This is a genomic window from Sphingomonas pseudosanguinis, assembly GCF_052056765.1.
GTDB classification, from domain to species: domain Bacteria; phylum Pseudomonadota; class Alphaproteobacteria; order Sphingomonadales; family Sphingomonadaceae; genus Sphingomonas; species Sphingomonas pseudosanguinis.
Map to the genome: position 1 here is coordinate 3504894 of NZ_CP189888.1, position 26642 is coordinate 3531535.

General features: G+C 67.5%; 27 protein-coding genes and 1 other annotated feature. Of the genes, 17 read left to right on the forward strand and 10 right to left on the reverse strand.

From position 1 onward, the window contains the following. Window positions 1–157 precede the first annotated feature (157 nt). The 7 genes from ACQHGV_RS16105 to pal all read left to right on the forward strand — a co-directional run bounded on the left by ACQHGV_RS16105 (window position 158) and on the right by pal (window position 5719). On the forward strand, window positions 158–952 hold the full coding sequence (locus ACQHGV_RS16105) for a hypothetical protein (RefSeq protein WP_440978938.1): 795 nt from the start codon (window positions 158–160) through the stop codon (window positions 950–952). Between the two features lie 91 nt (window positions 953–1043). Continuing rightward, a complete protein-coding gene (locus ACQHGV_RS16110; protein ID WP_440978939.1) occupies window positions 1044–1514 on the forward strand; it encodes a YbgC/FadM family acyl-CoA thioesterase in 471 nt (156 codons plus the stop codon). Further along, window positions 1511–2203, forward strand: coding sequence for a protein TolQ (tolQ, locus tag ACQHGV_RS16115; RefSeq protein WP_409792072.1), 693 nt, complete (start codon window positions 1511–1513; stop codon window positions 2201–2203). Before ACQHGV_RS16110 ends, tolQ begins: the two co-directional genes overlap by 4 nt. A 13-nt stretch (window positions 2204–2216) precedes the next feature. After that, complete coding sequence (gene tolR / locus ACQHGV_RS16120) at window positions 2217–2660, forward strand: protein TolR (protein ID WP_312490980.1); 444 nt, start codon at window positions 2217–2219, stop codon at window positions 2658–2660. Next, window positions 2660–3703 (forward strand): cell envelope biogenesis protein TolA, encoded by a 1044-nt coding sequence (locus ACQHGV_RS16125; RefSeq protein WP_440978940.1) that lies wholly within the window; start codon window positions 2660–2662, stop codon window positions 3701–3703. Before tolR ends, ACQHGV_RS16125 begins: the two co-directional genes overlap by 1 nt. Window positions 3704–3714: 11 nt before the next feature. After that, a complete protein-coding gene (gene tolB, locus ACQHGV_RS16130; RefSeq protein WP_440978941.1) occupies window positions 3715–5139 on the forward strand; it encodes a Tol-Pal system beta propeller repeat protein TolB in 1425 nt (474 codons plus the stop codon). 55 nt (window positions 5140–5194) lie between these two features. Next, complete coding sequence (gene pal, locus ACQHGV_RS16135; RefSeq protein WP_183951514.1) at window positions 5195–5719, forward strand: peptidoglycan-associated lipoprotein Pal; 525 nt, start codon at window positions 5195–5197, stop codon at window positions 5717–5719. Window positions 5720–6245: 526 nt separating this feature from the next. On the opposite strand, the gene ACQHGV_RS16140 is transcribed toward pal, so the two are convergent. From ACQHGV_RS16140 to ACQHGV_RS16150, 3 genes are read right to left on the reverse strand one after another with little or no spacing between them, the layout of a single operon-like run. Then, window positions 6246–7106 (reverse strand): S1/P1 nuclease, encoded by an 861-nt coding sequence (locus ACQHGV_RS16140; RefSeq protein WP_440978942.1) that lies wholly within the window; start codon window positions 7104–7106, stop codon window positions 6246–6248. Between the two features lie 11 nt (window positions 7107–7117). After that, window positions 7118–8044 carry an isoaspartyl peptidase/L-asparaginase family protein gene (locus tag ACQHGV_RS16145; RefSeq protein WP_440978943.1) on the reverse strand — a complete coding sequence of 309 codons (927 nt, stop codon included), beginning with the start codon at window positions 8042–8044 and terminating at the stop codon, window positions 7118–7120. A gap of 42 nt (window positions 8045–8086) precedes the next feature. Continuing rightward, the gene (locus ACQHGV_RS16150; protein WP_440978944.1) at window positions 8087–9253 is read right to left on the reverse strand and encodes an acyltransferase family protein; all 1167 of its coding nucleotides are present in this window, start codon (window positions 9251–9253) and stop codon (window positions 8087–8089) included. A 60-nt stretch (window positions 9254–9313) separates the two neighbouring features. Here ACQHGV_RS16150 and ispG point away from each other — a divergent pair, with 60 nt between their 5' ends. From ispG to ACQHGV_RS16165, 3 genes are all read left to right on the forward strand, one after another. Beyond that, window positions 9314–10441 carry a flavodoxin-dependent (E)-4-hydroxy-3-methylbut-2-enyl-diphosphate synthase gene (gene ispG, locus ACQHGV_RS16155; RefSeq protein ID WP_183951510.1) on the forward strand — a complete coding sequence of 376 codons (1128 nt, stop codon included), beginning with the start codon at window positions 9314–9316 and terminating at the stop codon, window positions 10439–10441. Continuing rightward, window positions 10438–10851: an NUDIX hydrolase gene (locus ACQHGV_RS16160; RefSeq protein WP_440978945.1), complete on the forward strand. Its 414-nt coding sequence runs from the start codon at window positions 10438–10440 to the stop codon at window positions 10849–10851. The genes ispG and ACQHGV_RS16160 overlap by 4 nt, the downstream gene beginning before the upstream one ends. Before the next feature lie 435 nt (window positions 10852–11286). Continuing rightward, window positions 11287–11571: a hypothetical protein gene (locus tag ACQHGV_RS16165; protein ID WP_440978946.1), complete on the forward strand. Its 285-nt coding sequence runs from the start codon at window positions 11287–11289 to the stop codon at window positions 11569–11571. Here the strand turns inward: ACQHGV_RS16165 and ACQHGV_RS16170 are convergent, their stop codons facing one another. Further along, window positions 11572–12348, reverse strand: coding sequence for a transporter (locus tag ACQHGV_RS16170; RefSeq protein ID WP_440978947.1), 777 nt, complete (start codon window positions 12346–12348; stop codon window positions 11572–11574). 134 nt (window positions 12349–12482) lie between these two features. Here ACQHGV_RS16170 and ACQHGV_RS16175 point away from each other — a divergent pair, with 134 nt between their 5' ends. Together ACQHGV_RS16175 and ACQHGV_RS16180 are read left to right on the forward strand one after the other, a co-directional pair. Then, a complete protein-coding gene (locus ACQHGV_RS16175; protein ID WP_440978948.1) occupies window positions 12483–13376 on the forward strand; it encodes a DMT family transporter in 894 nt (297 codons plus the stop codon). Continuing rightward, the gene (locus ACQHGV_RS16180; RefSeq protein ID WP_440978949.1) at window positions 13373–13852 is read left to right on the forward strand and encodes an N-acetyltransferase family protein; all 480 of its coding nucleotides are present in this window, start codon (window positions 13373–13375) and stop codon (window positions 13850–13852) included. Before ACQHGV_RS16175 ends, ACQHGV_RS16180 begins: the two co-directional genes overlap by 4 nt. Window positions 13853–14120: 268 nt before the next feature. Here ACQHGV_RS16180 and ppa read toward each other — a convergent pair whose 3' ends face one another. The 3 genes from ppa to ACQHGV_RS16195 all read right to left on the reverse strand — a co-directional run bounded on the left by ppa (window position 14121) and on the right by ACQHGV_RS16195 (window position 17487). Next, entirely contained in the window at window positions 14121–14699 is a 579-nt protein-coding gene (gene ppa, locus ACQHGV_RS16185) for an inorganic diphosphatase (protein WP_007406515.1), read from the reverse strand. Between the two features lie 112 nt (window positions 14700–14811). After that, window positions 14812–16740 carry a M61 family metallopeptidase gene (locus tag ACQHGV_RS16190; protein WP_440978950.1) on the reverse strand — a complete coding sequence of 643 codons (1929 nt, stop codon included), beginning with the start codon at window positions 16738–16740 and terminating at the stop codon, window positions 14812–14814. A 93-nt stretch (window positions 16741–16833) separates the two neighbouring features. Then, on the reverse strand, window positions 16834–17487 hold the full coding sequence (locus ACQHGV_RS16195; RefSeq protein ID WP_440978951.1) for a DUF1345 domain-containing protein: 654 nt from the start codon (window positions 17485–17487) through the stop codon (window positions 16834–16836). A gap of 151 nt (window positions 17488–17638) precedes the next feature. Here ACQHGV_RS16195 and ACQHGV_RS16200 point away from each other — a divergent pair, with 151 nt between their 5' ends. The 5 genes from ACQHGV_RS16200 (at window position 17639) to ACQHGV_RS16220 (ending at window position 22756) form a co-directional block, all read left to right on the forward strand. After that, entirely contained in the window at window positions 17639–18217 is a 579-nt protein-coding gene (locus tag ACQHGV_RS16200) for a cysteine hydrolase family protein (RefSeq protein ID WP_440978952.1), read from the forward strand. Between the two features lie 48 nt (window positions 18218–18265). After that, complete coding sequence (gene hisS / locus ACQHGV_RS16205) at window positions 18266–19588, forward strand: histidine--tRNA ligase (protein WP_440978953.1); 1323 nt, start codon at window positions 18266–18268, stop codon at window positions 19586–19588. Continuing rightward, window positions 19585–20658 (forward strand): peptide chain release factor 1, encoded by a 1074-nt coding sequence (gene prfA / locus ACQHGV_RS16210; protein ID WP_440978954.1) that lies wholly within the window; start codon window positions 19585–19587, stop codon window positions 20656–20658. The genes hisS and prfA overlap by 4 nt, the downstream gene beginning before the upstream one ends. A gap of 174 nt (window positions 20659–20832) precedes the next feature. Beyond that, complete coding sequence (prmC, locus tag ACQHGV_RS16215; RefSeq protein WP_440978955.1) at window positions 20833–21645, forward strand: peptide chain release factor N(5)-glutamine methyltransferase; 813 nt, start codon at window positions 20833–20835, stop codon at window positions 21643–21645. A gap of 268 nt (window positions 21646–21913) precedes the next feature. After that, the gene (locus ACQHGV_RS16220; protein ID WP_440978956.1) at window positions 21914–22756 is read left to right on the forward strand and encodes a DUF4167 domain-containing protein; all 843 of its coding nucleotides are present in this window, start codon (window positions 21914–21916) and stop codon (window positions 22754–22756) included. Window positions 22757–22819: 63 nt separating this feature from the next. Here the strand turns inward: ACQHGV_RS16220 and ACQHGV_RS16225 are convergent, their stop codons facing one another. The 3 genes from ACQHGV_RS16225 to ACQHGV_RS16235 are packed head-to-tail and all read right to left on the reverse strand — an operon-like array spanning window position 22820 to window position 25608. After that, window positions 22820–23098, reverse strand: a complete 279-nt coding sequence (locus ACQHGV_RS16225) for a hypothetical protein (protein WP_183951497.1) — start codon at window positions 23096–23098, stop codon at window positions 22820–22822. A 44-nt stretch (window positions 23099–23142) separates the two neighbouring features. Beyond that, window positions 23143–24567: an oligosaccharide flippase family protein gene (locus ACQHGV_RS16230; RefSeq protein ID WP_440980228.1), complete on the reverse strand. Its 1425-nt coding sequence runs from the start codon at window positions 24565–24567 to the stop codon at window positions 23143–23145. 36 nt (window positions 24568–24603) lie between these two features. Then, window positions 24604–25608, reverse strand: a complete 1005-nt coding sequence (locus ACQHGV_RS16235) for a glycosyltransferase family 2 protein (RefSeq protein WP_440978957.1) — start codon at window positions 25606–25608, stop codon at window positions 24604–24606. A 544-nt stretch (window positions 25609–26152) separates the two neighbouring features. Further along, window positions 26153–26642, forward strand: a sequence feature (16S ribosomal RNA rRNA prediction is too short).

Genomic DNA, 26642 nt, shown 5'->3' on the forward strand with positions numbered 1-26642 from the left:
ACCCCTATCGAGAGGGCGACACCCCTCCGTCAGGCCCCCACATGAATTCTCCCTGACATATGACCCGCTTCGTCGCAGCGCTTACGACGCGTTAACCTTGATTCGGCATGACGGGGCCCCGAGAGCCGGGGGCGGGATTTTTCCAAGGATCAGGGTCATGGCGAGTGTGCGTATTGTAACGGGTGTGGCGATCGGCCTGTCGCTGGCGGGCTGTGCCGCGCGCGAAACCGCCAAGGTCGCGCCGCCGCCGGTGATGGTCCCCGCCCAGCCGCAGGTGGTGCGCGCGCCGCTGCCGCCCGGTGCCACGCCGGGGATGATGATCCCCGCCAAGCTGCCCGATGGCAATTACGCCACCCCCAATCGCGCGCTGACCAGCGCGGCGACCGTCTGGCACCTCCGCTCCGCGCTCAACGTCGCCGCGCTCGCCTGTCGCGGTGCCGATGAGGGGCTGATCGTCACCCGCTACAACACGATGCTGACCACGCAGAAGACGGCGCTGGCGGCGGCGGAAAAGCGCTATTCGGCCGAATATCAGTCGCAGGGCGGCGACTGGCGCGATCGCTATGACGATGCGATGACCCGGCTGTACAATTTCTTCTCGATCACGCCGGTGCGCAAGACCTTCTGCGCCGCCGCCGATCAGGTGCTGGCCGACATCACCGCCACCACCATGGGCGACTTCGACACCGCCGCACCGAAGCGGCTGGACCAGTTGAACGAGCCATTCATCGCCTTCTTCCGCGCCTATGACGCCTGGCGCTCGGGCACGATGGTGCCGGTCCAGTCGCTCTCCGCGCCGCTGACCGTCGCCACCACCGCGCAGCCCGGCGTCGCGCCCGCGACCCAACCGCGCGTCCTGTCGAGCCAGCCGGTCCCCGCCGCCAAGCCCTATACCCCGGCCCCGACGATCAACCCGCCCAGCCTGTCGGTGAACCCGTCGGCGCTGCAATAAGCGGCGCGCCCGGCTCCGGACGTCCTTTCGGTCGTGACCGCGCGCCAAGTGCCTTCCTTCCCCCGGGCGGATAGGTTAACGGGCGGTCACCATGACGGTGACGGGAGAACACCTGCCGATCGGCGGCCGCTTCGACGGGTTCGAGCATCGCTTTGCGGTGCGCGTCTATTTCGAGGATACCGACCTGTCGGGCGTGGTCTATCACGCCAATTATCTGCGTTATATGGAGCGCGCCCGCTCCGACATGCTGCGCGTCGCCGGGATCGATCAGCGCGCCGCGCATGAGGCGGGGCAGGGTGCCTATGCCGTCACCGACATCGCCATCCGTTATGCGGCCTCCGCGCGGCTCGACGACGACCTGATCGTCACGTCGAGGCTGATCGAAGTCAGTGCGGTTCGCGTCGTCATTCATCAGACAGTCAGGTGCGGCGCGGTCAAGCTGACCGATGCCAGGGTTACCGTCGCCTGGGTCGGCCCGAACGGCCGCCCGCGTCGGCAACCCGCCGACTGGATCGCCATCTACCAACGCCTTGTCTGGCAGGGGGACACCCAACACCCATGAATCCCGTCTTCAACATGGATGCCGCCACATTGTCGCCCGTCGCGCTGTTCCTGCAGGCCGATTGGGTGGTGAAGTTCGTGATGATCGGGCTGCTGCTCGCCAGCGTGTGGACCTGGACGATCATCGTCGCCTTCTCGCGCAAGCTGGCGCGGACCCGGAAGGGCATGACCCGGTTCGAGCGCGATTTCTGGAAGGCCGAGGATATCGACGCCTTCCACCGGATGGAGCAGGATAATGAACTGCCCTCCGCACGCGTCTTTTCGGCGGGTGTGCAGGAATGGCGGCGCTCGACCGCCGGCGGGCATATCGACCGCGACGGCACGCGCGAGCGTCTGGCGACCGCGATGGGATCGGCCGTGGCGGGCGAGATCGACAAATTGTCCGACCGTTTGAACGTGCTGGCGACGGTCGGCTCGGTCGCGCCGTTCGTCGGGCTGTTCGGCACCGTCTGGGGCATCATGCGCAGCTTCACCGGTATCGCGCAGGCGCAGAATTCGTCGCTGGCGGTCGTCGCCCCCGGCATCGCCGAGGCGCTGTTCGCCACCGCGATCGGGCTGTTCGCCGCGATCCCGGCGGTCATCGCCTATAACCGGTTCAGCCACGGCGTGAACAAGGTGGAGGCGCAGCTCAACCGGTTCGCCGACGGCTTCCACACCACGCTCAGTCGCCAGCTCGACCAAGCGCGCTGAAGGGGGACGGGCGATGGCCATGAACCTTCCCTCCCGCTCCGGCCGGGGCCGCCGCGCGCCGATGGCGGAGATCAATGTCACGCCGCTGGTCGACGTGATGCTGGTGCTGCTGATCATCTTCATGGTGACCGCGCCGCTGTTGACCACCGGCGTGCCGGTGAACCTGCCCGACAGCCGCGCCAAGGCGCTGGAGCAGGAGCAGAAGCCCGAGCAGATCTCGATCGACGAGCAGGGGCGGCTGTTCCTGAACGAGGATGAGATCGCCGACGCCGATCTGCCCGCCAGGCTGGACGCGATCGCCGCGCGCAAGGACCCCGACGGGCAGGTGCCGCAAATCTATTTGCGCGCCGACCGGGCGCTGGATTATGGCCGTGTGATGCGGGTGATGGGCGAGCTGAACCGCGCCGGGTTGAACCGCGTGTCGCTGGTCACGGTAGAGGGGGCGGGCCCCCGCTGATGGAGCGTGGTGAGCGGATCGGATTGGCGGTTGCGGTCGCGGGGCATATCGTCCTGTTCGGCCTGTTGTCGGTCGGCTTCCTGTCGACGCCCAACCCCGAAAAGCTGAAGGTCACGCCGATCGACATTTCGCTGGTCAAGGATGTCGGGCTGGAGGCCGAATCGCCCACTCCCAACCAGCAACCCGCCCAGTCGATCGCTCCTGAGGAGGGCGCACCCGAGGACGCCGCGCCGCCCGAGCCGGTCGAGGCCGAACCCGAACCCGAACCGCAGCCCGCTCCGCCGCCGCTCGCACCCGAACCGCGTCCGCAGCCCAAGCCGCAACCGAAGCCCAAGCCGGTGCCCAAGCCCGAACCGCGCCCGGCACCTAAGCCGCAGCCACAGCCGAAACCCCAGCCCAAGCCGGTGGAGCGGCCGCAGCCCAAGCCGAAACCGCAACCGGCCAAGCCTGCGCCCGCCAAACCGGCCCCGGCCAAGCCCGCGCCGGCAAAACCCGCACCCGCCGCCAAGCCCGCACCGGCCGCGTCCAAGCCGAGCCAGTCGGCCGCCAAGCCTTCGGCGACCAAGCCGACGACCCCGGCGCGTGGACAGGGCAGCAGCGCGACCGCGACCGCCGCCAAGCCGCGCGGATCGCGGCTGGGGGATAATTTCCTGAAGGGCCTGTCGCCCGATCCATCGCCGTCCAAATCGGAAGCCGCGCCCGCGACCAAGATCGGCGCGCAGCAACTGGCCAACATCGCCTCGGCGATCCTGCGTCAGGTGCAGCCCTGCGCCAATCGCCAGGTGACGCCCGGCCCCGGGGCCGAGCGGATTCGCGTGACGATGAACCTGAAGCTCAATCGCGACGGCAGTCTCGCCGCCGCACCGCGCGTCGTCGGTCATAGCGGCGTCGATGGCGAGAATGATCGCTATGTCGACCGCGTCGACGATCTGGCGATCGCCACCTTCAAGGGCTGCTCGCCGCTGCGCGGACTGCCGGCGGAACTTTACGATGTGCCCGGCGGCTGGAGCAACTTCACGCTGCGCTACAAACTTCCGGGTTGAGGATGATGCTTATGCCCCGTTCCCTGCTGACTCTTCCGCTCACGCTGGCCTTGGCCGCCAGCGCCCTGTCCGCGCAGGAGGCGCCCGTACCCCAGGCCGAGCCGGCGCAGGCCCCAGCCCCGACTCAGGCTCCGGCCGGGCAGCAGCCCGCGCTCGCACCCGCCAATGGCCAGGAAGGGCTGGTCGTCGATGTCGAGGGTGGCATCTCCGCGCCGATGCCGATCGCCATTCCCGCCATGCCGACCAATGCCGTGGTGCAGACGGCGGCTGGCACCACTGATGTGGTGGGGCAGCAGCTGTCGCAGATCATCGCCAACGACCTGCGCAATTCGGGGCTGTTCACCCCCGTGCCGCCGGCGCAGCTGCGCACCGTGTCCTTCCCGGAAGTGACCGCGCCCGCCTTCGACTATTGGAACGGCACCGGCGCGCAGGCGCTGGTCCAGGGTTATGTCCGCGCCAATGGCGACGGGACGCTGACGGTCGGCTGCTATCTCTATGACGTGCTTGCGCGCAGCGAGCTGGCGCGGCAGGGCTTCGTCGTGGCGCCGGGCGAATGGCGCCGCGCCGCGCACAAATGCGCCGACAGCATCTATACCAAGCTGACCGGCGAAGGCCCCTATTTCGACAGCCGCGTCGTTTATGTCTCCGAGACGGGGCCGAAGGGTCGGCGGATCAAGCGGCTGGCGATCATGGATCAGGACGGCGCGAACCACCGCTTCCTGACCAACGGCCAGTCGATCGTGCTGACCCCGCGCTTCGCGCCCAACCAGCAGTCGATCGTCTATATGTCCTATGTCGACAAGCGGCCGGCCATCTATGTCTATGACATCGGCTCGGGTCGCCAGCGGCTGGTGGTGCAGAACGCCGCGACGACCTTCGCGCCGCGCTTCTCGCCCGATGGCCGCTGGATTCTCTTCTCGATGGCGCAGGGCGGCAATACCGATATCTACCGCGTGTCGTCGCAAGGGGGGAGCCCACAGCGGCTGACCAACGCGCCGGGCATCGACACGGGCGGCAGCTATTCGCCCGACGGTTCGAAAATCGTCTTCGAGAGCGACCGGTCGGGCGGGCAGCAGATCTATGTCATGAACGCCGATGGCTCGAATCAGCAGCGGATCAGCTTTGGCGGCGGACGCTATGCGACCCCGGTGTGGAGCCCGCGCGGCGACCTGATCGCCTTCACCAAGCTGGGCGGTGCGTTCCGGATCGGCATCATGAACCCGTCGGGGGGCGGGGAAAAGCTGCTGACCAACAGCTGGCAGGATGAGGGGCCGAGCTGGTCGCCCAATGGCCGCGTCATCACCTTCCAGCGCTCGACGCAAGGCGCGTCGGGCAAGGCGGATGTGTGGATGGTCGACCTGACCGGGGTCAACGAACGCCGCATCCCGACCCCGCTCGACGGCTCCGACCCCGCCTGGGGGCCGCTGCGGCCGTAATCGCTTTGGGAGTGAGTTTCGGGGGCGAAACGAATTTAGAGGGAGTGACAGTCCAGTGACCAAGATCAAGACCACGCTCGTCGTCGCCGCCATGGCGCTGGCCATCGCCGGCTGCGCCAAGAAGCGTCCCGCCGTGCTGCCGCCGGCGCCGGTCGACCAGAATGCGGGCGTCGACCCCAATGCGGGCCAGACCAATCCCGGCGACGGCGCGATCGTCCCAGGCTCGGACGCCGACTTCAAGCGCTCGGTGACCTCGAACACCGTGCATTTCGGGCTGGATCAATATGACATCGATCCCGAAGCGCGCGCGATCCTGGACAGCCAGGCCGCCTGGCTGCAGCGTTATCCCAATGTCCGCATCACGATCGAGGGGCATTGCGACGAGCGCGGCACCCGCGAATACAATCTCGCGCTGGGCGATCGCCGTGCGAACGCCGCCAAGAACTATCTGGCGGCCCGCGGCGTGACGGCGGACCGCATGACCGTCATCAGCTATGGCAAGGAACGTCCGATCGCGCTGGGTTCGGACGAGGCCAGCTATGCGCAGAACCGCCGCGCGGTGACGATCGTCCTGGGGTGATGGGACGCGCGCTGGGCGAGGGCGGGGCGTACGCTTCGACTTCGCTCAGCGTGAACGGCGGTTGGGAGGCGTGGCATCCGACCGTCGCGGTGATGCCGGGTATCCCACCCCCCGTTCAGCCTGAGCGAAGTCGAAGGCCACGCGGGGCGCCCGGGTCGATCTCAGCCCGGTCGCCCAAACGCCATGTCCCGGTGCCTCACCGAAAGGGCGGGGCGTGCGCTTCGACTTCGCTCAGCGTGAACGGAGGTTAGGATGGGTGGCGCCCGATCGTCGCGGCGATGCCGGGTATCCCGCCCCCCGTTCAGCCTGAGCGAAGTCGAAGGCCACGCGACGCGCTCCGACTGAGCCCAGCCCGGTCGCCCAAACGCCATGTCCCGGTGCCTCACCGAAAGGGCGGGGCGTGCGCTTCGACTTCGTTCAGCGTGAATGGAGGTTGGGAGGCGTGGCACCCGACCGTCGTTGCAATGCCGCATATCCCATCGCCTCGTTCAGCCTGAGCGCAGTCGAAGGCCACGCGACCCCGCCTTTACCCCCGAAACGCGCCGTTCAGCAGCTTGGCCAGCCGCAGCCCGCCGCGCTTGATCTGCTCGCGTTCGACCGGGGCCATCGCCTGGATCGCGGCTTCGTCCATCTGCATGAGCGCCGGCGTCGGCCGGCACGCATCGCCACCCATCGCGGCGGCATAGGCGCGCTTGGCGATCACCCAATTCTCGCGGCTCCAGGCCATCACGCCGCCGGTCGCCTCGCGCCGCTGCTCGGCCAGCGGATAGCGGCGGACCAGCTTGGGCGGGGTCGAGATCGCGCGCTCGGCCAGCAGCCCGTCCCACACCGAATGCAGGTTCAGACGCGGCGTGGCGTAGATGCCGTAATCGACGCGGGTGTCGTTGCCGCCCTTGTCGCCCTTGTCCCCGGCGTGCAGCGGCTGGTGCAGGTCGCCGACGAAATGGACGAGGAAGGCCAGCGCCATCACCCGGTCCTTCTCGCTGGCGCGCTTGTCCTTCAGGATCGCGAGCTGGCGCGGAATCTGCGCCGACACGCAATCGCCGCTGTCGCAGGCGGGCGGCAGGCGGAAGGGCTGGCAGATGTCCACATTCTGATAGTGCCAGCTATAGGCATAGCCGAAGCGCGACTTACCGGCGTCGTCCTTCAGCGGCTTGACGCAATCGGGCCAGACGCTCGCCTCCTCGATGGTGCGGACCGGGCAGGTCGGCGTGTCGAGCTGTGCCTGCGCGCGCAAGATCCGGCGAATCTCGGTGCGGGCATGGGGGGTGATATTGGCCCAGGCGATCGCCGCGACGGTCTCATGCCCATATTCCCAATAGGCGGCGGCGGGCGAGGGCAGGAGGGACGCCGCGATCAGCGCGGCGAACAGGCGCAAGTGCTTCATGTCGTGGGGCTTTATCCCTCGTCGGCATAGATCGCCACCCTGTGTTCGCCTCCACTCGTCGCACGGCCGCGATACATGCCCGCCGTGGTCGTGCTCCAGGCGATGGTGCCGTCGGGCGCGGCGACGATGGTGCCGCCGGTCCCGCCCAGATCGCGCACCTCGGCCAGCACCGTGTCGGCGGCCTGCTGGACACCCTCGCCGGTGAAGCGGCGGCGCGCGGCGATCTCATGCCCGACGCCGACGCGGATGAAGACCTCGCCCGAGCCGGTGCAGGATACCGCACAGGCGCGGTCGTCGGCATAGGTGCCCGCGCCGATCAGCGGCGAATCGCCGACCCGGCCCCAGCGCTTGCCCGTCACGCCCCCGGTCGAGGTGGCGGCGGCGACATGGCCCTGCGCGTCGCAGGCGACTGCGCCGACCGTGCCGTACTTCATGTCGCTGTCGAATGCATCGGCCCCGCGCGACAGTAGCTCGTCGAGCTGGCGGCGGCGCTCGTCGGTATGGAACCAGGCGGGGTCGACCTGCTCCAGTCCCTGTTCCAGCGCGAATCGATCCGCGCCCGCCCCCGCCAGCAGGACATGCGGGCTGGCGGTCATCACCGTGCGCGCCAGCGACACCGGGTTGCGGGTGCGGGTCACGCCCGCGACCGATCCGGCACGGCGGTCGCGCCCGTCCATGATCGCCGCATCCAGCTCGTTGGTGCCATGCTGCGTGAAGCAGGCGCCGCGCCCGGCGTTGAAATGGGGATCATCCTCCAGCACCCGCACCGCCGCCTCGACCGCGTCGAGCGCCTCGCCGCCGGCCGCCAGCACCGCCGACCCGGCCTTCAGCGCGGCGTCGAGACCGGCGCGCGCGCCGGCGTCCTGCTCTGGCGTCAGGACGTCACGGGTGATCCGGCCCGCGCCGCCATGGATGACCAGCGACCAGGATGCGGACATGGGGATACTCCAGAAAAGACGCGGAAAGTCCCGCGCCCCCTATCAGATCGCTTGGCGGCTGCCATCCCCCGGCCGCAGCCCGATCAGCGGACGCAGCCACCGCACCCGCCGCCCGACCAGATAGAAGAGCCAGCAGCCCGCCACCGTGGCCATCATCAGGACCAGTACGTCGAGCGCCAGCGGCAGGCCCGTGTTGCGCAAGGCCAGTGCGACCAGGATGATGATCGTCTGATGGATCAGATAGAAGGGGAACACCGCCTCGGTCAGCGTCCGGCGCCAGGGGTGATCGCGGTTCCAGAAGCGCTCGGCGATGCCGATCAGCGCGACGACCGCCATCCATCCCTGCACCGCGCGCGCGCCGGCGAAGATATTGCCCACCCCGGCGGGCGCCCCCGCCATGCCCGGCCAGCGCAGCTCCAGCCCCGCCGCGACACCGTAGCTGAAGAGCGCGATGACGCCGGCGACGATCCATCCCCGGCGAAAACTGTCCAGCACCCGCTCCGACCCGGCCATGCCGAACCCGAACAACAAAGCGGGGAAATAGAGGATATGCGCCAGCCCGTCGTCGAACAGGCCATGGGTTTCGCTCTCGCCGGGAAACCAGTGGATGTCGACCAGCAGCAGCCAGGCGACGGGCAGGATCACGCCGCCCCAGCCGCCGAACACCCGGTCGAACAGACGCTGGCCCGCGTGGCCACAGCGGCCGGCGACCGCCAGCATCAGCGCGATCGCCATGGTATAGGCCCAGAGATAGCCGACGAACCACAAATGGTTCCAGGCGGGCGACGGCACCACCCCGCCGATCCGCCCGAAGCGCAGCCAGTCATGTACCCAAAAGGTCCCATAGCTGCCCGGATAGCCATATTTGCTGACCAGCTCGGCCCAGATCTGCGGCGGCACCAGCACTGTGACGCCGAAGGCGAGCGGCACCAGCAACCGGATGCTGCGTCCCCGCGCGAAGCTGAGGATGGTCGGGTGCCGCACCGCCAGCGCGCGCGTGGCATAGCCCGATACGACGAACAGCAGCATCAGCCGCCAGGGATTGCTCGCCAGCATCGGCACCGCCACCCAGGGCAGCCGCGCCAGCTGGACGTGGAAGCCCCAGGGCACGAAGACCATGCCGATATGGTACAGGATCAGGATGGCGAAGGCACCGATGCGCAGCCAGTCGAGGCCATAATGGCGGGGGATGGGGGCGGCGGCGGTCATTTGTGGGTCTGGTACAGCACTGACTTTGAACCGCAACGCTGGCTGCGTATATAGGGGTCCATGTCCATTCGTCCCTGGCGTGATATCGCCCGCCGCCAAAGCCGTCAGATCATGGTGGGCAACGTGCCCGTAGGCGGCGACGCGCCCGTCACCGTGCAGACCATGACCAACACGCCGACCAGCGATCCGGTCGCCACGATCAACCAGATCCGGCGCTGCGAAGAGGCGGGGGCGGACATCATCCGCGTCTCCTGCCCCGACACCGATTCGACCGCCGCGCTCGCCAAGATCACCAAGGCGGCGCGGGTGCCGATCGTCGCGGACATCCATTTCCACTATAAGCGCGCGCTGGAAGCGGCCGACGCGGGCGCCGCGTGCCTGCGCATCAACCCGGGCAATATCGGATCGTCCGAGCGCGTCGCCGAGGTCGTCCGCGCCGCCAAGGCCAATGGCTGCGCCATCCGCATCGGCGTGAATGCCGGTAGCCTCGAAAAGGACCTGCTCGAAAAATATGGCGAGCCGTGCCCCGAGGCGCTGGTCGAATCGGCGCTCGACCATATCAAGCTGCTCCAGGACCATGACTTCCACGAATATAAGGTCGCGGTGAAGGCCTCCGACGTCTTCCTGGCGGTCGCGGCCTATCAGGGGCTGGCCGAGGCGACCGACTGCCCGCTGCATCTGGGTATTACCGAGGCGGGCGGGCTGATCGGCGGGACGGTCAAGTCCTCGATCGGTATTGGCTCGCTCCTGTGGTTCGGCATCGGCGACACGATCCGCGTCTCGCTCTCGGCCGAACCCGAGGAAGAGGTGCGCGTCGGCTTCGAGATACTGAAGGCGCTGGGCATCCGCAATCGCGGCGTGCGCGTCGTGTCCTGCCCGTCCTGCGCGCGGCAGGGCTTCGACGTGATCCGCACCGTGCAGGTGTTGGAGGAGCGGCTCCAGCATATCCGCACGCCCATGTCGTTGTCGGTGCTGGGCTGCGTGGTCAACGGTCCCGGCGAGGCGCGCGAAACCGATATTGGCGTGACCGGCGGCGGCAATGGCAAGCACATGGTCTATCTGTCGGGCCTGACCGACCACACGGTCGAGGATGCCGACATGGTCGATCACATCGTCAAGCTGGTCGAGGCCAAGGCCGCCGAACTGGACGCGGCCGAGGCCGCCAAGGCGGCGATCGCGGCGGAGTGACGGTGCCCGTCATCCGCATCGCCGCCGCCCTGATCGAGGACGAGGCGGGGCGGGTGCTGCTGGTCCGCAAGGCGGGCAGTCGCTTCTTCATGCAGGCCGGCGGCAAGATCGAACCGGGCGAGGCGCCGGCCGCCGCGCTCGCCCGCGAGCTTCACGAGGAAATCGGCCTGAGCGTCGCGCCGGCCGATTTGCAGCCCATCGGTCGCTTTTCCGCCGACGCGGCGAATGAAGCGGGCACCCGCGTCGACGCGCATGTCTTTCGCTTGCGCACCGATCACCAACCGGTCCCGGCGGCGGAGATCGCGGAGGCGCTATGGGTGAGTCGGGAAGAGACCGACGCCCTGCCGCTCGCCCCTCTGACCCGCGACCATATCCTGCCCTGGTATCGCGAGGCACTCACCCAGGCCTGAATCCTCCCCGGCACGGGGACCGCTGCGAAACGGTGGTGGAGGGACACCCCAATTCCTTCCCTTGCAGGGGAGGTGGCAGGCCGAAGGCCTGACGGAGGGGTGTCCCGGCTTGAGGGGCAGGACCTTCCTCGCCACGGAGGGGTGAGCGAGCCTGACGGCTCGTGCGCTCGCCGGGCGAGCGCAGCACCCCTCACCCAGCTCCGACTAAGCCTTTGCTTTCGCAAAGACCAAGTCTGCGCAACCCTCTCCCCTCTATGAGGGGCGAGGGACAAAAACGGCCTATTCGAATGTCGATTCGGCCTGGAAGGCAATCCACCTGACAATCCTTACAGGGGAGGAAGGTGCCGCCATTGCGTTGACCCCTCGCTCGACACGGTCATGATGGCGTACCAAAACGGGTGAGGGGGGAGCGGTATGAAACACACTGGCTGGATCGTGACGGCCGCGGTCTTGCTCTCCGGCTGCGCGACGCCGTCGACCGGCGAGCCCGTGCTGACCAAGCGCGCCTTCCACCGGATCGCGCGGACCTGCGGTGTCACGCCAACCGAGTTCAAGATGGCGCGCAGCGGCTTGCCCTATGTCCGTTTCCGCTACCGGGACGCGGCGCAGGAGAGCGAGACACATGCCGCCCCCAGCGTGGAATGCGTCGGCGCCAGGCTCAAACCCTATCGCTACGAATATTACGGACCCGACGCCGATCCGCCCAAACCCGACGCCTGATCACAGCCGCAGTCCCAACCGGATGCCGCCGCCCGCATCGGGCGCGCCCCGGCTGAGGCCGGCACTGCCCTGCACGCCCAGTGACAGCCGCTGCGACAGCGCGGTGTCGAGCCCTGCGCCGATCTCCTGCCGGTCGGCGGCCTGGTCGCTGGCGCGCGAGGCATAGCTGTAGGCGACGCTGACTTCGCTCGCCTGGCCGACGCGCAACCCCACGCCGCCGCGCGCGCTGGTGACGTCGCGCAGGCGATAGGTGTCGGGTTGCCCGATGAAGCTGTGGCCAATCGCGGCGAAGGGTGTCACCTTGCCGGGCACCGCCGCCTCGCCCTGGATCGTGTAATCCGCCTTGCCGGTGCCCAGCCCGCGCGCGGCCGAGGCGGTGGGCAGCTTGGCGCTGCCGGTCAGCGCCAGCGACAGATGATGGGCGCGCGGGGGCAGGAGCTGTACCGAGGCGCCGACGACCGCATCGCCCAGCCCGGAGCGCCGCTCGCGCGTGGCGGGGCGGGTGGGGTCGGTGAAGATCGGCAGGCCCAGCGGGCCGCCGGGCGCCACGACGTTGCCCGGCGCGTCGACCTGCACCACCGGCAGCGCGGCGAAGACGGTCACCCGCTTGCGCTTCGCGCGCAGCGAGGCGGTCGTGCTGGCGGTGCTGATCCGCTGCGTCGTGCCATAGCGCCCGCTGGCATAGTCCGCGCCGACCGAGGCGGTGACCTGCGCCCGCGCCGGCGGCACCGCCAGCACCATCATGGTCAGCCCGGTCGCCAGCATGATCGTCTTCATATCGCGTATCCCCCAAATGGCGTCTGGCAGGAGAACGGATGCCGTCGCGGCTTTCATCCCGGCGGGGCGTCGGAAGGGGGCAATGGGGCATCCTTCGCTCGCCTTTGCGCCGCCGCCCCGGTAACGGCGGGGGCATGAGCGCGCGCACCTCTCCCGTCATCGCCTTTGCCGTCGCGGCGGCGGGGATCGCCATCTACTCGGTGATGGACACGCTGATGAAGCGGCTGTCGATCGACAGCGGCGCCTATAGCGCGGTGCTGTGGCGATCCTGGGTCGGCGTCGCGATCATGACGACGATCTTTCTCGCCCGGCGGGGGCGCTGGCCGGGGCGGCATGCGTTGACGCTGCACATCGCGCGCGGGGCGACGGGCGGCATCTCGGTCGTGCTGTTCTTCTGGGGACTGGCGCGGGTGCCGATGGCACAGAGCGTGGCGCTGACCTTCCTGTCGCCGCTGATGGCGCTGTTCCTTGCGGCGTTGACGCTGGGCGAGCGCATCCGGCGCGCGGCGATCCTCGGCTCGCTGATCGCGGGCGGCGGCGTACTGGTGATCGCGGCGGGCGAGGTGCAGGCCCAGGCCTCGACCCAGGTCGTGCTGGGGTCGTTGGCGATCATCCTGGCCTCGGTCCTCTATGCGGTCAGCCTCGTCCTGTTGCGGCGCCAGGCGCAGGCGGCGGGGCCGGTCGAAGTCGCGTTGTTCACGATGCTGGTCATCGCGGTACTGATGACGCCCGCCGCGCCCTTCGTCGCGGCCTGGCCCGCCATGGCGCAATGGCCGTCCATCGCGGTCGCGGCGGCGCTGGGCAGCATTTCGGCCCTGCTGCTCGCCTGGGCCTATGCGCGGGCGGAGGCGCAGGTGCTGGCACCGGTCGAATATACCGCCTTCGTGTGGGCGGCCTGTCTGGGCTATGCGGTGTTCGGCGAGCATGTCTCGCTGTTCACCCTGGTCGGGGCCGCGCTGATCATCGCCGGCTGCGTCGTCGCGGTGCGGCGACCGGGACCAGGACCCCAGAGCGAGGCAGGGTTATGACGACCGATATTCGACCCGCTACGCCCGACGATGTCGCGACGATCCTGAACTTCGTGCGCGAACTGGCCGCGTTCGAGCGTGAACCCGACGCCGTCGAGGCAACCGAGCCGATGCTGGCCGAGGCGCTGTTCGGCACCGCTCCGGCGGCCGAGGCGGTGATCGCCGAGCGCGGCGGCGTTCCGGTCGGCTTCGCGCTGTTCTTCCGCAACTTCTCGACCTGGACCGGGCGGCCGGGGCTGTATCTCGAGGACCTCTATGTCACGCCGTCCGCGCGTGGCGGCGGGGTGGGCAAGGCGTTGCTGATCCATCTGGCCGGCATCGCGCGCGACCGGGGCTGGGCGCGGTTCGAATGGTCGGTGCTCGACTGGAACACGCCTGCGGTCGAATTCTACCGCGCGATGGGGGCGCGGGGAATGGAGGAATGGACCGTGCAGCGGGTGTCGGGTGAGGCGTTGGAGAAGCTGGCGGGGCGGTAATTTCATTCGCGCGGAGACGCGGAGGTGTCGGGACTTGGGGCTTGCCTCGTTCTTCCCCTCGCGCCGCCTGGCATCCCTTCGCTCCGTTCAGCCTGAGCGCAGTCGAAGGCCACGGGATGAACCGCTCCTCAAGCTCTGGGATTGCCCTCCCCCAACCCCTCCCGCCTGCGGGAGGGGAGTAAGAAGAGCGGCGGTCGCGTACGCCACGCAGAAAAAACGCCCCGGTGCGGGTGGCACCGGGGCATTTCTCAAACCGAAACCGGAACGCTTATTCGCGGCCGGGCACGTCGTGGTCGTGCGGCTCTTCGCCTTTGGCCTTGGCGTCCTCGTAGCGCTCGATCGCCTCGACGACGATCCGGCGGGCTTCGTCGCGGTCACCCCAGGTGCCGATGCGCACCCATTTCTTCTTCTCCAGGTCCTTATAGTGGGTGAAGAAGTGCTCGATCTGCTGGAACACGATCTCGGGCAGGTCGTCGCGGCCGCCGACATTCGAATAATAGGGGAAGGTCGAGTCGACCGGCACGCAGACCAGCTTCTCGTCGCCACCGGCTTCGTCTTCCAGGTTTAGCACGGCGATCGGACGCGCGCGCACGACGCAGCCCGGGATGAACGGCGTGCGCGACACGACCAGCGCGTCGAGCGGGTCGCCATCGGGGCTCAGCGTGTGCGGTACGAAGCCGTAATTGGCCGGATAGCGCATCGGCGTGTGCAGGATGCGGTCGACGAACAGGGCTCCGCTCGCCTTGTCGAACTCATACTTCACCGGCTCGCCACCGGTCGGCACCTCGATCACGACGTTGATGTCGTCGGGCGGGCTCTTGCCGACGGGAATGAGATCGATACGCATCGGTCAGTCTTTCTTTGCCAATGACCGGAAAACATCTTCCGGTGGAAAAACAATGGCGGGCGCGATAGCGCAACCCGCCATGGCCTGTCGATAGATGTCGGTCAGTCCGCGCTCAGCGCGCCTTCAGCAGACGATCCAGCCCGGTCTCGCCGGTGCCGACCTTTTCCAGGCGCGGATAGCGCGGGCCGCCGGTATAGCTCAGCGTCACGTCGCGGAAGCGATCCTGGTTCTTTATCACCAACTTGACCGGGTGCGCCGAATCCTTGGCCGCGACGATCGCCGCCTTCAGACGGTCGGCCGAATAGGCCTCGCCATTGACCGCCTGGATCTGGGTGCCAACATCGATGCCCGCCTTGAACGCCGGACTGTCCCAAATCGAGCTGGTCACCTCACCGCTGTTCGACACGATCATGCCCAACGAATAGCTGACATTGGTGCTGTTCTTCTCGCCCTGCTTGAAGGTCGGGGTCGGCTGGTCGGTATAGACCAGCTTGTAGCCGTTCATCGCAAAGCCCTGGATCGGGGCGGGCTGGCCGGTCTCGGTGATGCGGCGGTTCAGGAACGTCGCCCAATCATAAGGGACGATTCTGTTCAGCGTCGCGGCGACGTCGTCGAACGTATAGGTCACCTCGCCCCAGTCGCCGTTGCGGATGCCGAAAAAGGCCTTGGCGAAATCGTCGATCGACTTGGTGCCGTTCGACTTCTGGCGGAGCATCGCATCGACCTCCATCCAGACCATCAGGCCTTCGTTGTAATAATCCTCCGACCGCTGCCAGCTCGTCCAGCCCTTGGGCTTGCGCGACGAGATGATGGGGTCGTTGGTGGTGTCGAGCAGGTTGCGCCACTGGCGCGCCGGCGCGGTGTCGTAGATCGCCAGGATCGAGGCGTACTGGTCCAGCGTGTCCTGCTTCGACACCATGCCCGACCGCGCCTGGAGGACATAACCCCAGAACTGGGTCTGGCCTTCATAGACCCATAGCAGCGAGTTGCGCATCGGCGTGCGGAAATCGGGGGTCCACAGGTCCGCGCCGCGCCGGAACTTGCCGTCCCAGCTATGGGTGAATTCGTGCGGCAACAGGTTGCGACGGCCGGGGCCGGCATCCCATTCGGTGAAATAGCCCGGCGTCACGCCATTCTCGGACGAGCGGTGATGCTCCAGGCCGATGCCGCCCAGCTGGTCGCTGATCGACAGCAGGAACTCGTAATGATCGTAATGCTGCGCGCCGAAGGTCTTGACCGCCTGTTCGACCAGGCGGGTATGCGCCGCAATCTGTTCGGGCTTGGCGTTCAGCTCGGCGGCGTTGTCGGCGAAGACGTTCAGCTTCACCTGCGGGGTCAGCGGGAAGACCTTGCCGTACTTGCCCGCCAGGATCGGCGAGTCGACCAGGATCTCGTAATTGGTCGTGTCATAGGTGTAGGTCGACCCCGAGGCCTGTGCCGGCACCGCGCCCGCCGCGGTCCAGCCGGCGGGGAAGGTCGCGGTCATCTGGATCGGGATCTGCCGGGTATAATAGCCCGCCGGATAGAGGCTGACCGAGTTGGGCTGCAGCGAGATCATCGTCGGGGTGACGGCGATGCGACCCTGGTCGGGCTTGGTCGCCGACAGGAACTGGAACTCGACGTCCAGCGCCTGCGCGCCCGCCGGCACGTCGATATGGAAGGCGAAGACGTCTTCGGGATCGCGCGTCCAGGGCAGGATCTGGCCATTGGCGCGGATGACCAGGCCGGCGAGCTTTTCGATCTCGCCGCGCGGATTGTGCGCGCCGGGCAGCCATTTCGGGAAGAGCAGCGCCATCGGCCCCGCCTTGGCGACGGGGATCGTCTCCTTGACGCGGAAGATGCCGCGATCGGTGTCGGTCGCATCGACCATCAGCTTGATCGTGCCCGGATAGGGGGTGTCGACCGCGTCGGGGATGGTGTTGACGAAGGGGGCCTGCGCCACGGGGGCGGAGTTGCCGGCCGGAACCTGGGCCATGGCGGCGGAAGCGGTGGTGGCGAGCAGCGACGCGACGAGCAGGGGACGATAAGGCAGGCGGATCATGAAAGGCCTTTTGCGGCGGGAGGAGACGGCGGCAGGTTAGGCACCCGATAGGCCAGTCGTCCAGACCCTTTCGCCGGACCGCCCGCGCCCGCCCTAGCTGCTGCCCAACACATTGACCGTAAAGGCGATGACGCCCAGGTTGAACAGAAAGGCGGCCAGGCATTGTCCCGTCACCACGCGGCGCATCCGGCGCGAGGCGATGGCGACGTCCGACGTCTGGAAGGTCATGCCCAGCGTCACCGCGAAATACAGGAAATCCCAGTAATCGGGCTCGGCCGTGTCGGGGAATTGCAGCCCGCCGACATCGCCGTCCGCCCCCGCGCTGTAGAATAGATGCGCATAATGCAGCGCATAGACGATGTTGGAGAACAGCCAGGCCAGGACCAGCGTGCCGACGACCAGCGCGATGGTGACGGTGCTGCTCCGCCCCCGCAACTCGCCGCCGACCGCGACCAGCACGACGAACAGCACGATCCCGCAAAAGACGAGCAGGACGGCGCGATTGGCGTCGTTGCGCGCGGCCCGCGCCCGCATCTTCGCGGCCTGTCCCTGTCTCAGCAGCGGCACCAGCGAGGCGAGGAAGAGAAAGGCGGCCGCATCGAAACCCGCCAATATGCCCCGCGTCATCCCGAAACGCGGAGACAATATAAGGCTCGCCACGACCAGGATCAGCGCAAAGGCCAGGAATCGCGGCGGCGCGATCCGGTCGCCGATACGGGCTTGCAGGCGGTGCCAGCGGGAGGTCATGCCGATGATCTATCCGAACGGGGGCCGATTCAGCCAGTGCCAATCCCGGCCGGCTGTACACGGGGCCGACCGAGCGGGTCCCGGGGTGAGCGCCTTATGAATATTGGGCTGCATCAAGGTCTTGGGCCGTTCGATGTGGCAAAGTGTGATCATGGACCAAGGCTGTCATTCCGCCGCGCTGATCATCATCGACATGATCAACGACCTGGATTTCGAGGGCGGCGAGGATTTGCGAGGGCCCGCCGAGGCGGCGGCGCAGCGGATCGTCGCGTTGCGCGCCGCCGCCGATGACGCCGGGGTGCCGGTCATCTACGTCAACGACAATTTCGGTCATTGGCATTCGGAGCGTTCGTCGATCGTCGATCATTGCGACCGCGACGACAGCCCGGGCCGCGCGCTGATCGCGGCGCTGCGACCGCGCGACAGCGACTATTTCATCGTGAAGCCGCAATTTTCCGGCTTCTATGCGACCAACCTGCCGGTGCTGCTGCCGCAACTGGGCGTGTCCCGTGTGATCCTGACGGGCGTGGCGGCGGACATCTGCGTGCTGTTCACCGCCGCCGATGCGCATATGCGCGAGTACGACCTGTGGGTGCCGGGCGACACGGTGGCGAGCGAGAGCGACGCGCATCGCCGCTGGGCGCTGGAGATCATGCGGCACAGCATGTGCGCCGAGACCGGTCCCACTCATGAACTGGCACTGGCGGACTGGCTGTCCCGCGACGATTGAACGCACTCTAGCGCACGGGCCTTCGCTACCTTAGATAGCGCCCCCTCTATGGCACGGATCGAAACCCCCAAGCGCGTGCGCGGCACGCAGGACATCTTCGGCGAGGAACAGCGCCGCTTTGCGCAGGTGCTCGCCACCTTCGAGCATGTCCACGGCCTCTATGCCTTTCAGCGGCTCGACCTGCCGGTGTTCGAGGATACGCAGGTCTTTGCCCGCTCGATCGGCGAGACGACCGATGTCGTGTCGAAGGAGATGTACACCTTCCCCGATCGCGGCGGCGACCTGCTGACCCTGCGGCCCGAATTCACCGCTGGGATCGCGCGCGCGTATCTGACCGAGGGGTGGCAGCAATATGCGCCGCTCAAGCTCGCGACCTCGGGCCCGGTCTTCCGCTATGAGCGCCCGCAAAAGGGGCGCTATCGCCAGTTCCATCAGATCGATGCCGAAATCCTGGGCGCGGCCGAACCGGCGGCGGATGTCGAATTGCTGGTGATGGCCGACCAGCTGCTGCGCGAACTGGGCATCGCCGAGGGCGTGACGTTGCAGCTCAACACGCTGGGCGATGCCGCGACGCGCGATGCGTGGCGCGACGCGCTGGTCGCGCATTTCGAGGCGCACCGGGATCAGCTGTCCGAGGACAGCCTGACGCGGCTGGAAAAGAATCCGCTGCGCATCCTCGATTCGAAGGACCCGCGCGACCGGCCGATCGCCGATGCGGCGCCGGACATCGACGCCTATCTGACTCCGCAAGCGCGCGCCTTTTTCGAGGCGGTGACGGCGGGGCTGGATGCGGCGGGTGTCGCCTGGACGCGCAATGCGCGGCTGGTGCGTGGTCTGGACTATTATCGCCACACCGCGTTCGAGTTCGTGACCGACCGGCTGGGCTCGCAAGGGACGGTGCTGGCGGGCGGTCGCTATGACGGGCTGGTCGAGTCGCTGGGCGGTCCCGCGACCGCGGGCGTGGGCTGGGCGGCCGGGGTCGAGCGGCTGGCGATGCTGCTCGACGAGCCTGCCAAGCTGGCTATCGACGCGGTCGTCGTGCCGATGGGCGCAGCGGCCGAGCTGCGCGCGACCGGCCTCGTCGCCGAACTGCGTCGCGCGGACATCGCCACCGACATGGCGTTTCGCGGCAATATGAAGCGGCGCATGGCCAGGGCGAACGATCAGGGCGCCAGCTATGCGCTGATCCTGGGGGATGACGAACTGGCGAACGGTCAGGTCCAGGTGAAGGCGTTGAAGACCGGCGAGCAGGCGACCGTGTCGCTGGACGTGGCGGCGCAGAGCCTGTCCGACCTGTTGTTCGAGGACGAGATCGCCGAAGATCATGGCGAGCAGCTTCCTCCATTGGCGCAGCGTCTGACCCCGCGATGAAGACCATCTCGGCCGAGCGCATCGCGCAGATCGAGGCGCGACGCGACGAACTCCAGGCGATGATGGCGACGGGCGACCTGCCGTCGGACCGTTTCGTCGCGGTGTCGAAGGAATATGCCGAGCTGGAGCCGGTCGCCAACGCCGCCGCCGAGGTGCGCCGGTTGCGGCAGGAGGCCGACAGCCTGGCGTTCATGACGCAGGACGGCGACGACGAATTGCGCGAGCTGGCGGCGGAGGAGCTTCACGCCAACCGCAATGCGCTGGCGGCGGCGGATCGTCATCTCGCCCTCGCCTTGCTGCCCCGCGACGCCGCCGACGAACGCGCCGCGATGCTCGAAATCCGCGCCGGGACCGGCGGTGACGAGGCCGCCCTGTTCGCGGGCGACCTGTTCCGCATGTACCAGCGTTATGCCGAGCGGCAGGGCTGGCGGGTCGAGGTCATCTCCGCCTCGGTGCCCGACACCGGCGGCTATAAGGAAGTCGTCGCGTCGGTCTCGGGGGCAGGGGTGTTCGCCAAGCTGAAGTTCGAATCCGGCGTCCACCGCGTCCAGCGCGTGCCCGTCACCGAATCGGGCGGGCGCATCCACACCTCGGCGGCGACCGTCGCGGTGCTGCCCGAGGCGGAGGAGGTCGACCTGCAGATCGACGACAAGGATCTGCGCATCGACATCTATCGCTCGTCGGGCGCGGGCGGGCAGCACGTCAACACCACCGACTCGGCGATCCGCATCACCCATATCCCGACCGGGTTGGTCGTGATCCAGCAGGACGAACGCTCGCAGCACAAGAACCGCGCCAAGGCGATGAAGGTGCTGCGGACGCGTCTGTACGAAGCGGAGCGCGAGCGGCTGGCGTCGGAGCGCGCGGGCGCACGGCGTTCGATGGTCGGCTCGGGCGATCGATCGGAGCGGATTCGCACCTATAATTTCCCGCAAGGGCGGGTGACCGATCACCGGATCAACCTGACGCTCCATCGCCTGCCCGAGATATTGGAAGGCGAACTCGACGAACTGGTCGGCGCGCTGCTCGCGGAGGATGAAGCCGAACGGCTCGCCGCGCTCGATGGATGATATTCGCGCGGAGATGCGGAGACGCGGAGGGGGACAGTCCGCTGCGCCGCAGGCTCTCCATCTCCGCCGGTTGATGGCGCCCAGGCGTTGCGCCATGTTGGACATCTCCGCGCCTCCGCGCCTCCGCGCGAACCCTCTTCTCATTTCCGGCATTTGCCGGGATGAGACGGCGGCGTGACCGACGCCCGCACGGCGCTCGCACAAGCCGCAGAGCGTTTTACTTTCTCCCCCACCGCGCGGCTCGACGCGGAACTGCTGCTCGCCCATGCCTTGGGGATCGAGCGCAACGCCCTGCTGCTCGACCTGACCCGACTCGTCCCCGACAGATTCTGGCCGCTGGTCGAGCGCCGCACGCGCCAGGAGCCGGTCGCCTATATCACCGGCACGCGCGGGTTCTGGACGCTGGACCTGATGGTCGGTCCCGGCGCGCTGGTGCCGCGGGTGGATAGCGAGACGCTGATCGACGCCGCCCTTCGGCACTTCAAGGGGCGTCCGCCCGCCACGCTGCTCGACCTGGGCACCGGGCCGGGCACGCTGCTGCTCGCGCTGCTCGACGAATGGCGGGATACCAAGGGACTGGGTGTCGACCGCTCCCCGCAAGCGCTCTACTATGCCGTTGCCAATGCCGAAGCCTGTGGCCTGTCCGACCGGGCGCGGTTCGTGCGTGGCGACTGGGCGACCGCCTTGACCGGGCCGTTCGACTGCATCGTCACCAATCCGCCCTATATCGGCACCGGTGAAACCCTGTCGCACGAGGTGCGCGGGTATGAGCCGGCATCGGCGCTGTTCGCCGGCGCCGACGGTCTGGACGATTATCGCGCGCTCGCCCCCGAACTGCGCCGGTTGCTCGCGCCCGGCGGCGCGGCGGTGGTGGAGATCGGGCACGAACAGGCGCCGGCCGTCACCAGCCTGCTGGAAGAACAGGGTTTTCGCGTCGCGCTCCACCGTGATCTGGGCGACCGTCCGCGCGCCCTGCTGGCCCATTGAACAATTGCGACCATGCCCCATATTTCGCTTGTAGGACCGTGCCCGGACCCGCTACAGCGCGTACAGGGGCACGCGAACATCGACACCTTGCACCGTTTTATCGGGGTCGTTGATTTCGGGCCGATGCCCGTACCCCTCGTCATGCAGTCGCTGCTGTCCGGCGGCCGTGGCAAGCGCCTCCCGGGGCGCGAGAGCTTCGCATCGTGCGACACGCGCGCGGTGTCGGGAAAAGTGGACCTTGTTGGTTTGACGACTAAGGACGAACAGCTTGATCAATAATCGGCAGGCCGGCCGCCGTCGCGGTCGTGGCGGCAATAACAATGGTGGGCAGCGTCCGGGTGGCAATCCTGGTCGCCCCGACAATGGCAATCGCATCGACAATCGCGCGCGCGGCAACGCCAGCCAGCTGTACGAGAAGTACAAGAATCTGGCGGCCGAGGCGCAGCGCCAGGGCGACCGCGTCAACACCGAATATTATTGGCAGTTCGCCGATCACTATTTCCGGGTGCTGAGCGAAACCCGCTCGCGCTTCGAGGAACAGAATCAGCGCCGCCAGCGCGAGGAATCGCGCGACGACCAGTATGACGACGGCTTCGACAACGACGCCGAGGATTATGGCGACGAGGGCGATCCCATCCGCCCCGGCGAGCAGCAGGGCGAGGTCGAACAGCCGCGGCGCGAGCGCCAGCCCCGGGATAACCAGCCGCGCGAGAATTATCAGCGTGACACGCAGCAGCGCGAGGATCGTCCGCGCCGCGACCGCGACGATCGCCCCCGGCGCGAGCCGCGCGAGGATCGCCGCCCGGTGCGCGCCGAACAGTCCGTCATGGCCGAGGACACCCAGCCGGCCATCGCCGCCCCCGCCATGAACGCGGAGGTCGCCGCGGCACCCCAGGCCGAGGAGGAAGCACCCCGCCGTCGCGGTCGTCCGCGTCGCGAACGCGCGCCCGAGGTGCAGGATGCCGGTGAGCAGAGCGTTGGCTTCGACGCCGATCGCCTGCCGCCCGCGCTCAGCGCCGCGCCCGAGGCCGACGCCGCACCGGAAGAAAAGCCCCGCCGTCGTCGCGTTCGCGCGGCCGCCCCGGTGGAGCCGGAGGCGGCGGCGGGCTGATCGCCCTCCATTGCTTGGATTGATAAAGGACCGGCCCTCGCGATCGTCGCGGGGGCCGGTTTTTTATGGCCGCCGGTCGACATCCTCGTCATGGCCGGTGCCCGAGCTCAGGAACACCAGGCCCATCAGCGCGCCGGTCAGCATCACCGTGCCGCCGATGCCGCCAATGACTCCCAGCATCGTCACCCAATTGAGCGGGCCATAGACATGCGCCAGCGCCATCATCGCCAGCGCCACGGCGATCGCGGCGGCCAGCGTCATCCACGCCATGATCAGCCGGAACCGCGCCCAGGCGAAGGCCGCTTGATCGGGATCGTCGAGACCGGAGGGGGGCGGCTGCATGACGCGACTATGAAACGCGCGCACCGTCCCGGCAAGCCGAGCGGTCAGATGCCGGCGGGCGCCCGTGGGCGGCGGAATCGCGTCCAGACCCCGCCGACGATCGCGTTGATCTCCAGCCGGATCGGGTGGCGCAGCGCATAGACCACCGCCAGCCAGGCCAGCACCCCCGCCACCGCCGCGCCGGCGAGCAGCGTCAGCCCCACCGCGTTGGGGGCGGCGACCCAGCGATAGACGGCGAGCAGCGGCGCCACCGTCGCCAGCGTCGCGATCAGGCTCTGGAGATAGACGATCGCCATGCCCCGCCATGCGAAACCGGTCAGCCGCCGGATCAGCCCGACATAGAGCAGGAACCAGATCGCGCCGTAACCGATGCGCGAGGCCGCCGCTGCCTCCAGCCCCACCATGGCCCCCAGCAGCAGCAGTCCGATCGAGGCGACGGTATCGAAGATGTTGAGCACCACCAGCCGCCGGATCTTGCCCAGCAGGATGGGCAGCTCGACATGCAGCGGCAGCGCGGCGAAGAAGATCTGCCCGATCGCGATCCAGGCGAGTAGCGGCGCCACGCCTTCCCAGCGCGGGCCATAGAGCATCAGCACGATCGGCGTCGCGGCGGCGGCCAGGAACGCCATCGCCGGCCAGGTCGCCGCGCTATAGGCCGCGACCACCCGCTGATAGGGGGCGGCGAGGTCGGCACCGGCATCGCGCAACCGGGCGAAGGCGGGATAGAAGACGCCGTCGACCGCGCCGCTGACCAGCATCTGCAACTGCGCCGCCAGGCTGGAGGCGCGGCTGAACAGGCCGACGGCGGTCAGCGTCAGGACGCGACCGATGACCAGATCGGGGCTGCGCGTGCCGATCGCGCCGCTGATATGGAGGAGCGAGCTGTTCGAGCCGAAGCGCAGGATCGGTCCGACACCCTCCAGGCGCGGCGGGAAGGGGGGGCGTATTCCTGAGCGCCACTGGCCGATCAGCGCGCGCGCGACCTGCTGCGCCACCGCCGCCCAGGCGAGCGCGAACGCCGAATAGCCCGCCCAGGCCAGCCCCAGCGAGAAGGCGGCGTTGATGACCGCCGCACCGACATTGACCAGGAACAGCGAATAATAGTCCATCCGCCGCTGCAGCATCGCGCTCGGCACGATCCCGAACGGCACCACCAGATAGGAGCCGGCGATGATGACCAGCAGCGGCGTCAGCCGGACATTGTCGTAGAACCACGCCACCGGCCAGGCGAGCACGAAGATCAACAGCCCGATGCCCAGCGCGAAGATCAGCGAGACGGAGAAACAGGTCTCGATCTGCGCATCGGTCAGATTGCGCTCGCCCGCAACGAAGCGGCTGATGCCGAAATCCTGAAGCACCGATACCAGCATCGCCGCCGACAGCGCGATCGAATACAGCCCCATTTCGAGCGGCGTGAGGAAGAAGCGCGAGATCAGCACGCTGACCACGAACTGGATCGAAAAGGCGATATATTGCGAGCGCCGCGCCGCGTATCGACGATCCGCTCATCCTCGGGCCAGGGCCTTGGCGAGCCGCATCGCCGCGACCGGTTTGCCACTGCGTGCGAGCCGCGCGACCGCGCGCCATAGCCCGGGCACCCGCGCGCCGCGGTCCGACCGTGTATCCCGGACATGCTTAGCGATCAGCGGCAGACCGTCCCCCGCCAGCGAGTCGGGATGATAGAGAATCCCGCGCGTCACTTCGGCGCGGATCGCCCGCGCGACACCGGCGCGGCCGAAAGCGGCATCCAGATCGTCGACGGGGGGCAGCGTGTCCCAGCCATCGGTCGGATCGGGCCGCCCCGCGATCCGCTCGGCCCGCGCCAGCCGTGCGACCGCCGCGCCATAATGCTGTGCCAGCACATGGCGATGCGACACCTGGGTGGTCGAATAGCGATAGCGCAGCAGCCTTTCGGGCAGATTGGCCATGCGCGTCCGCTCATCCAGGCGCAGCCACAGGTCGTAATCCTCGCAATGCCGATAGGCCGCGCGATAGCCGCCGACCATCGTCACCAGCGATCGCCGCATCATCACCGAGGGGTGGCACAAGAGCGGTCCGGCCTCGAGTGCGGCATGGACCGCGTCCGCGTCGATCGGGTGATCGATCGTCCAGTCGGCACGCGGCTCGCCGGTCTCGGTAATAGCGATCACCCGCGTCCCGACGACGCCATGATCGGTATGCGCGTCGAGAAACGCCACCTGCCGGGCGAAACGCTCGGGGAGCGCGATGTCGTCGCCATCCATCCGCGCGATATACTCGCCCCGCGCCTCGGCGATCATCCAGTTCAGACTGGGGATCAGCCCGCGATTGGGCTGATGGATGGGACGGATACGGGGATCGCGTGCGGCATAGGCGTCGATGATCGCGCGTGAGCCATCGGTCGATCCGTCATTGACGACCAGCAGCTCGAAATCGTCGAAGCTCTGCGCCAACAGGCTGTCCAGCGCAGCCGCCAGATAGCGGTCATTGTTGTAAACGCTCAGGGCGACGGTGATGCGGGGCGACGTCATGCTCGTATCACCGGTCCTATAAGCGAGGGCTAAACAGCCCCTTAAAGGGGTGACGACAAAGGGCCTAATCCCGAATGGACGAAAGGTTCCCGTTCGGTATCCGACATTCCGCTCCGATAAGGCATTGGAAAATAGCGGGATTGCGAATTTTTACGGTTTCATGTCGATTTTTGTGTTGACCCATTTGGCACCTCCGCCTAGAGGGGTTTCACCGCGACGGAGCGGGCCGCTGCGGCGGCTTCGGGGTCGGCGGTACTGGCATTGAGGTGCTGGCGCTCTGGGTCTCTAGACCGAAAGGTTTAGGGGCGGAAGAGGCGCCCGTATTTGTTGTCGGGCTCTTTGACATTGTAGGTTAGATGAAGGGACATGCGGGCGGCGGCTTGGCGGTTGTTCGGGGCATTCAAGGTGCTCTGAGATCGTGAAAGCATTTAAGCCAGTTCGTATGTCTCGTTACATATCCACTTGAATATGTGATGTGCAGGAATTGGCTCCTTGAAGTGAGCGGTTTGGTTTCGGTTATTCCACCGGGGCTGAATCGAGCATCAAACTTGAGAGTTTGATCCTGGCTCAGAACGAACGCTGGCGGCATGCCTAACACATGCAAGTCGAACGAAGGCTTCGGCCTTAGTGGCGCACGGGTGCGTAACGCGTGGGAATCTGCCCTTAGGTTCGGAATAACAGCTGGAAACGGCTGCTAATACCGGATGATGTCGAAAGACCAAAGATTTATCGCCTGAGGATGAGCCCGCGTTGGATTAGGTAGTTGGTGGGGTAAAGGCCTACCAAGCCGACGATCCATAGCTGGTCTGAGAGGATGATCAGCCACACTGGGACTGAGACACGGCCCAGACTCCTACGGGAGGCAGCAGTGGGGAATATTGGACAATGGGCGAAAGCCTGATCCAGCAATGCCGCGTGAGTGATGAAGGCCCTAGGGTTGTAAAGCTCTTTTACCCGGGAAGATAATGACTGTACCGGGAGAATAAGCCCCGGCTAACTCCGTGCCAGCAGCCGCGGTAATACGGAGGGGGCTA